This window comes from Acinetobacter sp. TUM15064, from assembly GCF_008980265.1.
In the GTDB taxonomy this organism is placed as follows: domain Bacteria; phylum Pseudomonadota; class Gammaproteobacteria; order Pseudomonadales; family Moraxellaceae; genus Acinetobacter.
Genome location: NZ_BKFU01000004.1, coordinates 95,568 through 108,774, shown reverse-complemented (window position 1 = coordinate 108,774; position 13,207 = coordinate 95,568). Strand labels below are relative to the sequence as shown.

Annotated in this window: 17 protein-coding genes and 1 pseudogene; 9 read left to right on the top strand and 9 right to left on the bottom strand. The window is 42.3% G+C overall.

Annotated elements, in window-relative coordinates:
- From GBI16_RS18625 to GBI16_RS02535, 5 genes and pseudogenes are all read left to right on the top strand, one after another.
- Positions 1-478, top strand: a pseudogene (locus GBI16_RS18625) (hypothetical protein); the annotation flags it as partial.
- Positions 479-554: 76 nt separating this feature from the next.
- Positions 555-944, top strand: a complete 390-nt coding sequence (locus GBI16_RS02550; protein WP_086209636.1) for a hypothetical protein — start codon at positions 555-557, stop codon at positions 942-944.
- A gap of 299 nt (positions 945-1,243) precedes the next feature.
- Complete coding sequence (locus tag GBI16_RS02545; RefSeq protein ID WP_086209637.1) at positions 1,244-1,765, top strand: hypothetical protein; 522 nt, start codon at positions 1,244-1,246, stop codon at positions 1,763-1,765.
- A 166-nt stretch (positions 1,766-1,931) separates the two neighbouring features.
- Positions 1,932-2,495 carry a hypothetical protein gene (locus GBI16_RS02540; protein ID WP_151706458.1) on the top strand — a complete coding sequence of 188 codons (564 nt, stop codon included), beginning with the start codon at positions 1,932-1,934 and terminating at the stop codon, positions 2,493-2,495.
- 118 nt (positions 2,496-2,613) lie between these two features.
- Positions 2,614-3,117: a hypothetical protein gene (locus GBI16_RS02535; RefSeq protein WP_151706457.1), complete on the top strand. Its 504-nt coding sequence runs from the start codon at positions 2,614-2,616 to the stop codon at positions 3,115-3,117.
- Positions 3,118-3,216: 99 nt separating this feature from the next.
- Here the strand turns inward: GBI16_RS02535 and GBI16_RS02530 are convergent, their stop codons facing one another.
- The 3 genes from GBI16_RS02530 to GBI16_RS02520 form a co-directional block, all read right to left on the bottom strand.
- Positions 3,217-4,173 (bottom strand): 2-hydroxyacid dehydrogenase, encoded by a 957-nt coding sequence (locus GBI16_RS02530; RefSeq protein WP_151706456.1) that lies wholly within the window; start codon positions 4,171-4,173, stop codon positions 3,217-3,219.
- A gap of 123 nt (positions 4,174-4,296) precedes the next feature.
- Positions 4,297-4,491, bottom strand: coding sequence for a hypothetical protein (locus GBI16_RS02525; RefSeq protein WP_086209641.1), 195 nt, complete (start codon positions 4,489-4,491; stop codon positions 4,297-4,299).
- A gap of 133 nt (positions 4,492-4,624) precedes the next feature.
- A complete protein-coding gene (locus GBI16_RS02520; protein ID WP_171264461.1) occupies positions 4,625-5,911 on the bottom strand; it encodes a hypothetical protein in 1,287 nt (428 codons plus the stop codon).
- A 122-nt stretch (positions 5,912-6,033) separates the two neighbouring features.
- Here GBI16_RS02520 and GBI16_RS02515 point away from each other — a divergent pair, with 122 nt between their 5' ends.
- Together GBI16_RS02515 and GBI16_RS02510 are read left to right on the top strand one after the other, a co-directional pair.
- Positions 6,034-6,813, top strand: a complete 780-nt coding sequence (locus tag GBI16_RS02515) for a class I SAM-dependent methyltransferase (RefSeq protein ID WP_151706455.1) — start codon at positions 6,034-6,036, stop codon at positions 6,811-6,813.
- A gap of 12 nt (positions 6,814-6,825) precedes the next feature.
- A complete protein-coding gene (locus GBI16_RS02510; RefSeq protein ID WP_151706454.1) occupies positions 6,826-7,386 on the top strand; it encodes a hypothetical protein in 561 nt (186 codons plus the stop codon).
- A gap of 47 nt (positions 7,387-7,433) precedes the next feature.
- Here GBI16_RS02510 and GBI16_RS02505 read toward each other — a convergent pair whose 3' ends face one another.
- Genes GBI16_RS02505 through GBI16_RS02495 form a run of 3 tightly spaced genes read right to left on the bottom strand, consistent with a single transcriptional unit; the run spans position 7,434 to position 9,777 of the window.
- Entirely contained in the window at positions 7,434-7,844 is a 411-nt protein-coding gene (locus GBI16_RS02505) for a GFA family protein (RefSeq protein WP_151706460.1), read from the bottom strand.
- A gap of 58 nt (positions 7,845-7,902) precedes the next feature.
- Positions 7,903-9,114, bottom strand: coding sequence for a TIGR03862 family flavoprotein (locus tag GBI16_RS02500; RefSeq protein ID WP_151706453.1), 1,212 nt, complete (start codon positions 9,112-9,114; stop codon positions 7,903-7,905).
- Positions 9,115-9,117: 3 nt separating this feature from the next.
- On the bottom strand, positions 9,118-9,777 hold the full coding sequence (locus GBI16_RS02495) for an SAM-dependent methyltransferase (protein ID WP_171494521.1): 660 nt from the start codon (positions 9,775-9,777) through the stop codon (positions 9,118-9,120).
- An 85-nt stretch (positions 9,778-9,862) separates the two neighbouring features.
- Here GBI16_RS02495 and GBI16_RS02490 point away from each other — a divergent pair, with 85 nt between their 5' ends.
- The gene (locus GBI16_RS02490; protein WP_086209648.1) at positions 9,863-10,036 is read left to right on the top strand and encodes a DNA gyrase inhibitor YacG; all 174 of its coding nucleotides are present in this window, start codon (positions 9,863-9,865) and stop codon (positions 10,034-10,036) included.
- A 166-nt stretch (positions 10,037-10,202) separates the two neighbouring features.
- Positions 10,203-10,382 carry a hypothetical protein gene (locus tag GBI16_RS02485; protein WP_151706451.1) on the top strand — a complete coding sequence of 60 codons (180 nt, stop codon included), beginning with the start codon at positions 10,203-10,205 and terminating at the stop codon, positions 10,380-10,382.
- A gap of 50 nt (positions 10,383-10,432) precedes the next feature.
- On the opposite strand, the gene GBI16_RS02480 is transcribed toward GBI16_RS02485, so the two are convergent.
- From GBI16_RS02480 to GBI16_RS02470, 3 genes are all read right to left on the bottom strand, one after another.
- Complete coding sequence (locus GBI16_RS02480; RefSeq protein WP_086209650.1) at positions 10,433-11,077, bottom strand: MBL fold metallo-hydrolase; 645 nt, start codon at positions 11,075-11,077, stop codon at positions 10,433-10,435.
- A gap of 12 nt (positions 11,078-11,089) precedes the next feature.
- Positions 11,090-12,112, bottom strand: coding sequence for a ferrochelatase (gene hemH / locus GBI16_RS02475; protein WP_151706450.1), 1,023 nt, complete (start codon positions 12,110-12,112; stop codon positions 11,090-11,092).
- A 69-nt stretch (positions 12,113-12,181) separates the two neighbouring features.
- A complete protein-coding gene (locus GBI16_RS02470; protein WP_086209652.1) occupies positions 12,182-13,207 on the bottom strand; it encodes a DUF4062 domain-containing protein in 1,026 nt (341 codons plus the stop codon).

Genomic DNA, 13,207 nt, shown 5'->3' with positions numbered 1-13,207 from the left:
AGACCTACTAGAACATTATATTTTTGAACTATCTGATGGTTATCCTAAATTTCAGAGTAGCAGTTGTTTTAATCCAAATTTTGATTTAGACGGCAATATACTTCAAAATTTAGATGACCCACATACCCGATCAAAAAATCTATTTGTAAATTGCCTAACTTTTAACAACCGTGGTTATCTGATTTTAAGTTGGTTTTATGAAAATCATGACTTTGGGGAGAAAATAATTAACTCAATAATTAATGATCCAGAGAAAATTGAAGATAAACTTTTTACACTCATATTCTTATATGTACATAACACTTTTGCTTCCCCTAAATGGTATGAAGAATTAACTGATGACCAAGTAGAAAAAATAAAATTATTGCAAGATTTCTGGATTGAAACTGATAATTTTAATTCAAATATGATTTGCTCCAACTTTGATTCGATAAAAGTAGAACAACATTATTTATTCAGAAAAAATCCAACTGACTAGTGATATAAGTCACTCTAGCCAACCCCTCCCCAATTCCCTATACTCAACTTAACAACTCGCAACAAGAACGAACCTTATGAAATTAAAAACTGTACTTTTCGCTACTTTTGCTACCCTTTCTATTACAGCATGTACATCTCAACCAACGATTCCACAGTTGACAGCGGGTGTATTACAAGAAGTCCAAGACATTGAAGTCTATCCAGACACAACCAATAACAAAGCAAAACTGACCAAATTTGAAGACAAATGTGTCATCGAATTTACGGGCAACCTCAAAGCAGGCAAAGTCGTAGAACAGTGGGCGTTCCGTGACTACACCCTCATCACAGGTGGTTCAGCAACCTTTGCACTCGATGGTACAAGCACAGCAACCAAATTTGAATTACACGATGCAGAAGTACAGAAAAACTTCCTCGCACTACGTAATCACTTTGCAAAAGAAGCCCTAGCGCAATGTAACTAAGCAAATCGTCATCACTGGTACAACATCAGTGATGACTACTCTCAAAAATCTATTGCATCGTGTCTTTTTACTTCAATATCAGTCTCTATATTCTTTACATTTAAAACAACGACTACGCATAAATTTACATAATTTTAATCAATTAACCGAACAACACAATTTTCAGCCCAGTGTTCATGCGCTGTTGCCGCATTGTGCGACTTTCATATCAAACGCTATTTTTGAGCTCATTTCTGTCTATGATGACTGCTGTTCTGAACTCCTCATCGGGTTCTGTCATAAGAGGTAGAAAATCAAAGATGAAAGTTTTAACAAAAACACTCACCGCTTCGGCTTTAACCACTGCACTTTTAGCCTCCACTTCCCTATTTGCAAATACCACAGCCAATACATCGGCCAATGTTCAAGTTCAAACCTCGCAGCCAAGCGTATTGCAAAACTTAAAACATGATGTCAAACATGCCGCGCATGCAACAGGTGAAACGGTTGAACAAGGTGTCGACAAAACCAAAGCATTCAGCAAAGAAAAATGGCAAGACACCAAAGAATTTTCAGCCGAAAAATCTGCTGTCGTAAAAGATAAGGCTGGTGACGTTAAACAGTCTGTTGAGCACAACACCAAAAAAAGTGGTCACTATATAGCGGATAAAGCGAAACAAGGCCAACAAGCGACCAAACAAAAATGGCAGGAAACTAAGCAGGCTGTCAGTGGTCAACCCAAACGTGCTGACTTAAATGGGCAAGCTCAGCTCCAAGTAGACACGCCTGTCGCTAAAGCCAAAGTCGGTTCATCTGCGGATGCTGCCGTTGGCGCGCAGTAAAAGTTAAACTCCTCCAGAGTTGAGAGAGCCCACATGCTGGGCTCTTTTTTCGCTATAGACATTTGCACACTACGCTTATTTACAACCAAGCACATGAAATTCACACAAAGAGGCTTTATGCTAAAACGCTGATTTATGCACGATAGCCCAAGAGGTACACTGCTCTATGAACATGATGAAAACAACACTCTTCTGCACTCTTTTAATGACAACAGCAGGTGTATGGGCACAAACAGAAACCACTACTCAGCAAGCACAAAAGCCTATTACACCTTATGGTAAAAACCCCAACATCTTTCACGTTTGGGCTTATAAAACTCAAGAAGGTGTGATTAACACGGCGGAAAAAGTCGGTACTGCAACAGAAAAAGGCATCCAAAAAATTCGCCCTTCTGCACACAAAGCCTTGGACAGCGCAAAAACCATCACCAACAACACCGCAGAACAAGCCAAAGAAACAGGACAACAAGTTACCCAAAATGTGAATAAAAAGTTGCATGAAACCAAGCAAGTGATCACTGGTCAAACGGATCAACCCGCTCCCATTTACCAAGGTAGCTTGAGTCAACCCTCATCTGCACCCGTAGATGCTCCTGCGGTTCAAGCGCCGTCAGTCTCATCTCCACAGCCTGTCGCACCTCAAACAATGAATGAACCTACGATTACCCAAGCACCATCTTCCTTTACACCTGCTCAAGCAGAAGAAGAAATTAAAGTGACTAAGCTTTAATGAAAAAAAAGCCCATCAGTTGATGGGCTTTTGACTAAAAAAACAAAAAAACTTTTGAAGTTATTGAGCTTAGGCTCTAGCATCGACCTATAAAAGCCACATAATCATAAAAATTTTTATGAAAATAATCATTGGCATCATTATTGGAATATTTTTAGTACTTATAGCGTTATTTACTTATTCTAAAATTCCTACGCCACAACACGCTGCAACGTTGAATCTTTTACAACAGCATCTAATATTGCCACAGTACAGTCATGAGGCTGAGGGACGTAAGCTTCAATCTATTGAAATGATTGAGGATGAAGAATATAAATCAACTGAAGGGAATGAAGCCTCACTGTATCAACTTAAAGATCAGTGTAAGCTGACACTCGAAATTTATGGTGAATCATTCCAAAGCCAACGCAGTTTTTACTTTCATCAAAATAAAATTCTACGAGCATTTGAAACACATTGGACCTATCCCAATGGGGGATTTTATGCTGAAGAGGGAAAGGCTCAAGCGTTTGCACGCCAACAAAGTTATTTTATGCTTATGAATCCTGAAAATAGCGATACACAGCGTACTTTGACTCACCTGCAACAATATTTCGATCCTAAATTTATTAAAAATTGTTAAATTTCTAATATTTAAAAAATAGGATTAAAGCTAAACTTAAAAAGAACTACAACGAAGAAGCCCATCATTCGGCAGGCTTCTTCATTGTCATCATTTACTTTAATTCACCCGACGGATTGGCTGTCCAGCTTGAAAAGCTTGAGCATTTTCCACCAACTGCTGCACCATGCGCTGGCGCGCATCAACACTGCCCCACGCACTGTGTGGCGTAATGATTAAATTCGGCAAACGAGCATCCAATAAAACATTGCCCTCTTTCGGTGGCTCAACGGTCAATACATCAGTTGCAGCACCTGCAATTTCACCCTGTTTTAACGCGTCTGCCAAGGCTGCTTCATTGACAATTCCACCCCGTGCACAATTAATTAAAAAGGCACTTTTTTTCATTTTTTTGAAAGCTTGAGCATCAATCAGGTTAAGCGTGTCATCGGTTAATGGACAATGCAGACTGATAAAATCTGATTGCGCTAGCAAATCATCAAAGCTCACTCGTGTTGAGTCAGCATGTGGACGGTTTGGCAAATTGCCCACTAAAACTCGCATGCCAAAGGCTTCAGCGAGTTTAGCCACTGCCTGCCCCAATTCCCCATACCCTAAAATGCCCAAGGTCTTACCGGAAAGTTCAATAATTGGATAATCCAGTAGGCAAAACTGCGAAGCTTTATTCCATTCGCCCTGTTGCACCGCGCGGTCGTATTGCAAGCATGAGGTTGCAAGATTGAGCATCAACATTAAAGTGTGCTGTGCCACTGCTGCCGTACCATAACCCTGACAATTACACACCACAACACCTTGTGCTTTGGCTTGTTGCAAATCAATGTTATTGCTGCCTGTGGCAGAGATTAAAATCAACTTTAACCGAGAGCATTGTTTTAAGGTGTCGGCATTCACCATCACTTTGTTGCTAATAATCACATCTGCGTCTTGCACACGCGCAACAAGCGTCTCAGCATCGGTACTTGGGTAGAGGATCAGTTCATCAAAAACAGCATGCAGTGCTTGAAAGTCCAAATCATTTTTATCTAAGGATGCATAATCTAAAAATACGGCTTTCATTGCTCACGTCCTGTTGTTCTGCATAATGATAGAACGCTTATTTAAACCAACTCAGCCCTACTTTTCAATGTAAACACGGTCTTGACCACTTGAAAACAGCCACCATACACAGAAAAAAGCCCGCTATTTAACGGGCTTATTACGATGAATACGAATAGAAATACTGATCTGTTTAATCACATAAAACGTCAGGATCAGCAGAAGAACCAAGCCACCACCGAATGTCAGATAGGCGGGGTCTAAACTTTGTGCCAGTACGCTTTGGGATGTTGAAATAAACAATAATGTTATAAATACAGCCGACCAATGTCTTTGCATTGCTTCCACCCTATTTGATCTTTATCCGTATTGTTTAAAATATAAACAATACTTTCATATTAAACCAAATAGGACGGAAAACAAGCGCTTGGCTTTAGACCAAAGCCCTATATGAATAAATCACATGAGCACATCATAGAAACACATCTGATTCAGTATCGCTTGAGACTAAAAACTGCGCTGTTTCTGGAATATCCTCGACCAAATCAAAGCCACCATATTCATCACAGCTAAAGTTAAACTGCTTATAGCTAATCAGATAATAATCACTGTATTTTTTCATTAACAATGGATGCATTCCAGCGCTTAATTCAGCTTGTTCATGTACCAATTTCATGATCTGTCTGTCATTCATGACGATGGTATAACGCATGTCGTTATAGTAAATATGTACTAACCCATTGCCCTTGGCAAAAATCGGCAGCAGAAACTTATGATTCAGTGCAATGGCATCTGGTGCATAGCTTTCAATTTTCTGACTGATCATATTGAATACTAAACCATGTCCAAAATTATCCATCAACTGACAGCTACTTTCTTGTGGCAAATTGACCTGAATGCCCAGTTTCAGTAGATCGGTCTGGCTCACTTGTCGATTGCTGAGTAACTCACGGATAATACTTTGTTTGAGTTTGCTATCAAAAAACTGACCATCTAACTCAAGGTCATTATTTTTCAGAATGCGTCCCAAAGAAAAGCGGTGACGTGGCAACAAGTTTTCGATCACTTTCCGGTAATAAAACTTGCTGTTCTTTTTCACTTCACGAATTTTTTTATAAAAATACGGCGCATCAAACTCATGACGTAGAAAATCATGTAGCAAATCTGAACTGGCTAAAACGGCAATCGCATCATGCCCTGTAAAAGGTAAGTTCAGGGTTTTCAGATTCGGCACGACCGTTTGTAATTTTTCATAGTGTGCACGGTCTTCAGGGCAGTAAGGGTCATAAATAACGATGTATTCACACTCTGCCGAGACATCTTTCGGCTGTACCTGCATGTCATGGTTCAGCTCAGGCTGATAGAACATGTTATAGCGGTTATCCGTCACCTGTTCAGGGTCGATCGAATACTGCGGCACCAAGGCCACCACACGCTTAAATCCAAGCAGCTTTGAGTATTTAATCGCGGCATAGCCCCCCATTGACCCTGCATAAGCAATACGGGTTTGAAAGGGTGCAATCCAAGCGCGAATCGCGTCCAACATGGCCACCATCGAAGACTCTGGAAACCATGACTTTTGTTTTGGCATAATGCCGACCACATTGAAGCCAAACTTCGCCAGCGACTTTTCTGCATTGATCGACGTTCCCTTGGCACGGGTAATCAGGTCGCCAAAAGAGAAAATAAGTTCGTCCGATGAACCCTGTAAAAAAATGACACGAATCTGTTCATCTTCAAAAATAATTTGTTTCGCCATGTCCATGCTGAGAGATTTCATTCCTATAAAGTGAGGTCATGTTCGTTCCATACAGCATAAGCGATTTCATCGAACCAAATGTGTTATTTTATAGATGCAGAGCAGATAAAAAAGCGCAAAATATGACACAATTACTCCATCCTGCGGCACAACACGGGTTTAGCGCAGCTGCTGAACTTTATCAACAAGTGCGTCCAAGTTATCCACAAGAGATCCATGCGTGGCTCACCGAGCAACTGCATTTAAACACAGATTCACATGTGATTGATCTTGCCTCGGGTACAGGTAAGTTTCTGCCTTATCTTATTCCACATAGTGGACAACTCACTGCCATCGAACCTGTCACCGAAATGTTGGCTCAGCTCAAACTGGCTTATCCACAGGTGGAAACTTTACAAGCCTTTAGTGACCATATTCCCCTGCCTTCGCAAAGCATTGATGCAGTTTTATCTGCGCAGGCCTTCCACTGGTTTGCCAACATGGACAGTTTAAACGAAATCCATCGTGTCCTAAAACCGCAAGGGCATTTGGGCTTGGTCTGGAATCAACGCGATACTCAAGTCAACTGGGTCAATGCTCTGGCAGAACGACTTGCTCCTTTAGAAGGAGATACCCCACGTTATCATAGCGGGCTATGGCAAAAAGTTTTTGAACATCAAACCTTATTTCAGCTTAAAAGCTTGCATCAGTTTGCACAGCAGCAAACAGGTACAGTGGAGCAAGTTGTGTCAAAACGTCTCCTTTCGACCAGTTTTATTGCCGCAATGCCACTCAAACAACAACAGGATTTAAAACATCAGTTTGAACAAATTGTGCTGCAGTACACGGGCAAACAGCCACAGGACGAAATCAGTTTTCCTTACATCACTTATGCCTATCACTTTCAAAAAATAGCAGAATAATAGGACACCGACATGAACCCACATACCCTTTCATTGAAACAGGTTCTACTGCCGCTTGTTTTAGGTGGCAGTTTAATCCTGACAGGTTGTAACAAGGCCGATGAACGTGCTGAGCAAGACACGCTTTCGAGCGATGATAAAGTTCTGCAAGAACTCAGCTCCGAACCCGTTAAAAACTTTGCTCAAACAGCTGATGATCCACACGATATTACGCTCTTGGTCGACTATGACCAACGCTTTAGCAGCATGAGTGACGAAATGGAAGATGAGCTCATCAAAATGCGCGAAGCAGGTACACTGACAGATGAGTTTGCAAAAACGCGTAAACAAGACAACATTCAGTCTGCGCTGAATATGCTGAAAGAGCTGGATTTGAAAACAGAGCAAGGACGCTACATTCAAACTTTGATGTACCAATATTGGGACAACCAAGCCAAAATTATCCAGAATAAAAATGCTACGCCAGAGCAGAACGTGAAAGGTCTTGGTGAACTTATTCATGCTCAAGAACAGCTTGAGCACTGGCAGTCGCAATACTCTAAGCAAAAAGATACAACAGCTACAGGCTACTAAGTGACAAAAAAAAGGGATCACTCGATCCCCTGAATTCAAGTAATGAACTACGGGCGCTCTGCATATTGTGGTAATGCATCACAAATGTTGTCCCACTCGGCTTGAGATGCCACAAAAATATGCAGCGTCGGCTTTTGTTGTAACGGGGTATCTAAAGTGCCAATACGCAAACGGTAAAAGTCAGGTGTGTCGGCCTTAATACTAATCAGTGGCGAACCACAGTTGCCACAGAAACAGCGCTCTGTGCCTGCACTCGATGCATATTTTTTCACAACATCCTGACCAGACGTCAGTTTGAAATCCGCCTTAGCAATCGGTGCATTGGTTGCATAGGCGGTTCCATTGGCCTTGCGACATTTTTGACAATGGCATTGGACAATATCGCCAATCGGCCCATCAATTTGATAAGTTACTGCACCGCATAGGCAACTGCCCACATACTGCTGAAGATCTGACATCATGATGCTCCTTGAATTTTTTATTCAAATTAGCACAGCTGATTTTCAGTTGCATTGCTTATGGCGATTTTTTTGCCACATTCAAATACTGCAAAACCCCATTACCCGCGGCACGTCCAGTTGCAAAACATGCAGTGAGTAAGTAGCCCCCTGTCGGTGCATCCCAGTCCAACATTTCCCCACATAAAAAAACGGCGGGATTAGATTTTAATTGCAACTGCAAACTCAGCACTTCACGGCGCACACCACCTGCACAACTAATCGCTTCTTCAATCGGACGAAAACCAGTTAAAGGAATCTGGAGTTGCTTAATCTGCTGAGCCAGTTGTTCAGGGTGATTCCAGTGTTCTTTTGCAACCAACTCACGTACTAAATTTGCCTTGGCTGCATCTAAACCAGCTTTACGCCAAACATTACTTAACGACTGTTTTTTCGTGGGTTTCAACCGTACAGCCAATTCGTGAACCGTGACATCAGGCAGTAAATCAAGCGTTAACACTAAAGACTGTTGTTGCTTCTGCTGTGCGCGAAGCGCTCGTCCTTGCTTATAGACCAAACCACTTTCTAGACCGTAATGGGTGATCACGATATCGCCCATACTTTTTTCTGTATCACCCACCCATGCTGCGATACGTTTCAGGGGTTGACCGAAAACGGGTTGCATGTAGCTTGACCATTCATGTTCTACCCCAGCATTACTGGCTTGAAAAGGTTCAATTTCATCGCCATCCAACCAATCTTGCCATGCACCATCACTACCGAGCTGAGACCATGACACTGCTCCACAGGCCAAGACAATGGCATCATAGCTCTGGCTGTGTACTTGATCACTGATCAAAGACTTGATTTCAAGCGTATGCTCTTTGAGGCTGAGGCATTGATGACGATAATGAAACTTGACGCCTGACTCAACCAAGCGTTTCAACCATGCACGCAGTAAAGGCGCAGCTTTCATTTCAATCGGGAAAATACGCCCAGACGTTCCAACATAGGACTCAATGCCTAAACCTTTCATCCATGCTTGAATCCATGCGGCATCCCACTCACGAATCCAAGGCGCCAACCATTCGGCTTGATCATAACGACCGATAAACTGCTCCACAGGTTCTGCATGAGAGATATTCAGTCCTGTTTTACCCGCCATCAGGAACTTACGTGCAGCTGATGGTTTTTGTTCAAATACATCGACCTGAACCTCATATTGGCTCAACACTTCTGCCGCCATCAAACCTGCTGGGCCCGCCCCAATAATTGCAATACGCTTTGGCATGGTTTATTCAGCTTGATCCGAAGATTGCGCCTGTGGGTTCTGACCTTGCAAAGCCTGAAACGTATCAAAACGTGTGCGATAACCTTCAGGTTTGGTGATGATCAACTGTTGGCAGAGCTCGCCTCGTTCTAAATATTTAATTTCAAAATGCGTACGTGCAGAATGACCCGCAATGCGCTCTTTCACAAACGGTAATTTCCATACCTCAATCAACTGTTGCTGTGCTTCTTCGATATATTCTGGAATATTGCTGGCTAGAGTGATTTGTCCACCCACTTGTAAACGTGAAATCAGGAACTCAAAAAACGGCATATTCAACCAGCGCTGCGCAGGATTATGCGGTTCAGGATTCGGATAAAGAATAAAGAACTGCTCAACTTGCTGTGGCTGCAAAGCATGCACCACCCACGGCAGAGCATCGGCATGAACCAGTTGTAAATTCTGCTGGCCTTCTAAGCCATGTTGCTTTTGCATCGCCACAAACTTTTCACGGGTTCGCTCAACCGCAATCAGCTTTTTCTCAGGGTGATTGGCCGTAAACAATAAGGCATGTTTACCCTTGCCCGCCCCAATTTCCACACAAATAGGATCACGGCTGATCATTTTGAAATCACGAGGGGCTTGCATACGCTGGGCTTGAAATTGACGAATTGGCATAATCAGATCAAACTAAGAAAAAACCGCATCAGTCTAACAACTGCCAACGTTTTTGCCTATTTCAATCCGAAAATTTTATCTGGAGCACATCATGCCACATACGTTTCCATGCCCGCGCTGTGGTGAAATGAGCCAATGGGAAGATAACGCCTTTCGTCCTTTTTGTTCAGAGCGTTGTAAGCTAATTGACTTAGGCGCATGGGCAAACGATGAATATCGCCTCCCAACACAAGATGCTCCACAGGCCGATAATTCTGAAGAATAGTCTGCCTTATTTCATGATATTTTTCATATTTTGATGAGAATTGTTCACCATTTAATTGATTAATATTTATTCAAAAATAATATTCTTCATCTATAATCCTCCTTAGGTTTTTACTCACTCACATTTGAATAAATCATAAAAATAAACCTTATAGGAGGAGGAAAAGATGAATCTACTCAGTAAAATTATTGTCATTATTGCGTCTTTACTTTCGGTCAGTAGCTTGATGTTTGGCATCTATATACAAGATCTGTTGATCCTTTCGGTTGGGCTCTTATTCGCCTTATTCTCCATCGTGTTTGCTCTCGAAACTCAACACATTTTGAATCATCCATTTCGAAAATAAAAAAGTCAGCACCAGCTGACTTTTTTATTTTCAACTAGACAGCGAAACACTTAGCCTGCTTTTCCTGCCACAAAAGGGTTATGTTGTTTTTCAAAGCCGATGGTACTGATTGGGCCATGTCCTGAAATAAACTGTGTCTCATCAGGTAAGCTAAAGCATTCGCGCTGAATAGAGTCAATCAACTGCTGATGATTACCACGCGGAAAGTCGGTACGACCTATTGAGCCTTTAAACAACACATCGCCTGTCCACAGTAATCCATAGTTTTTGTTATAAAACATCACATGACCTGGGGTATGCCCAGGGGCAAAACGCACTTCAAACTCTTCATTGCCCAGTTTAAGAACTTCCCCGCCTTCAAGCCAAGTCGTGACATCCACTTTTTCAGGAATAGGAAAACCATAACGCTGCGAGACTTCTTGGATCATATCCAACCAAAAGGCATCTTCTTTATGCGGGCCAATCACAGGGACATCCCACAGTTTTTTTAATGCCCCGACTGCTCCAGCATGATCTAAATGTCCATGCGTCAACCACAGCGCTTTTACTGTCAGACCCAACGCTTCGATTTCAGCTTTAAGTTTCTCAGGCTCTCCACCTGCATCAATTAAAATTGCTTCTTTACTGTCACTGTCCCAAACAATCGAACAGTTCTGCTGAAATGCCGTTACAGGCACAATTTTAACTTGCAACATAGCGTGTCAACCTCAATTCGTTTTGCTGGCTAATGTCTGTTTTAAGGCATCAAGATTAGCCTGAACCAAAGTATTGAGCAATTGCAAATGATCTCCGCGGCTGTTCAAGGCTGGAATATATTGATACCGCTCTCCACCGTGAGACAAAAACAATTCAGCATTCTGAATCGCCAATTCCTCTAAAGTTTCTAAGCAATCCGCTGAAAACGCAGGGCTCATAATTTGTACTGACTTCACTCCTTGCTCTGCCCATTCGGTCAGCAAGGCATCGGTATATGGTTTTACCCATTCTTGCTTGCCAAAGCGGGATTGGAAACTGATGGCCCATTCATTCTCTGCCAGTCCCAACTCTTCTGCCACCAACTGCCCTGTGATGCGGCAACGGTCGGCGTAGGGATCGCCTTTATCGGCATAAGGCTGTGGAATACCATGAAAAGACATTAATAGCTTTTCAGTCACGCCATGTTCAGCACGGAAATCGCGCACACTTTGCGCCAAAGCCTGAATGTATAAGGGGTGCTGATAATAATCGCGAATAATACTCAACCCCGGCAAATTGCGTTGCTTGGGAATCCACTTCGCGAAAGCATCATATAAAGGCGCACTAGATGTTGCAGAATACTGCGGAAACAAAGGAAAAAGCACAATATGATCTTGAGGGTTTTGACTCAACTCAGCAAGCAAAGGCTGAATACCAGGATTGCCATAGGTCATCGCAGGGACGATATTCAATTCAAATTCGGGATTATCCACAAGAAGTTGCTGTTCTAATGCAGTAACTTGGGTTAGCAAAATCTCTCGCATTGGCGAGTCATTACCCCACACCATTTCATAAGCATGGGCAACACGCTTCGGACGAAACGGCAAAATAAATAAACGAAGAATAATCTGCCAAAGCGGTTTGGGAATTTCAATCACACGCGAATCAGATAAGAACTGATCTAAAAAGCGACGCACTGCGGAAACCGTCGGTGCATCTGGCGTCCCCAAATTTGCCAAAATAACAGTCACTTTTGCTTTTGCTGCAGTAGACATTCAGCCCTCGTTGCTCGTTTTTGAATGTCCCTACTGTAACAGTTTTCCTTTCATTTTCTAAATGGATAACTACGAAGACTGAAATTGGAAAGCCCGATCATTTTCCAATAAATTACTCTCCAAAAGCTTACTGGCTTTTGGGGTCAACTGCCAAAGCATACGTTGGCGATCATCCCGACCCGACTGAATGATCCAATCATTTTGACGCATTTGCATTTTAATACTATGTAAGGCACGAATATTAATTTGTGAACGAGCAACCGCATGCGCACGTGGCATTTCTTGCCGCGCATCATTTAAACCCGTTTCATTTAAATATTCATTCATGCGTTTTGAAAAATACTCTTCAGGCGTTGGATGAATAAATGTCGAACCCAGAACCGAGAGTAACTGTGCCCAGGTCATCTGCTTTTGAATTTTCAGTTCTTTAAAGTTTCCATCCTGATAAGCATGCATCCGATAATCAAATACAAAAAACTCATGCATAGCTACTTTCGGCAATGTCAGGAATGGATCGACTTCGCGTTTACCTGCTTCGGTTTCTAACTGCATCACCTTCGCTTTGAGCTTATCTATCTCGTCATGCAATACTTGGGTATTCTGTGGACGAACCCAGCCCGATACAGGATAACGCTCCAACATCTGGGTCATATTCAAACGAACAGCCATCTCCAAATCACGCATCGTTCTATACGTAAAAACCTGATCAACTTCCTGTTGCAGTAGTTTTCTAAAATCTTTGAATTTTTCACGTAACTCAGGCTTGTCATCATGCAAATTAGGATCACGCGCATCTGGATCATCATGCATAAAGACAATAATCGGCTTTTGTTTGGTCACTGCATAAATGTATTCGAGATGCATATAACCCACACCCGATACAGACTGCTCACCGTACTTGCTTCCAAGCAACAAAATGACATAGTCACAGTCATCAATCTGACGGCGTGCAAAAGCCGTTGAAAGTGGTGTCCGTTGTTCTAATCCCCAAGAAAAAAAACCCATACCTACTAAAGTCTGGGCCAAAATCATCCGTTCTGGTTGCATTTCACTTCCAGAGGTCGTAATAAAAACTTGATAACGCTTATCGAGCAT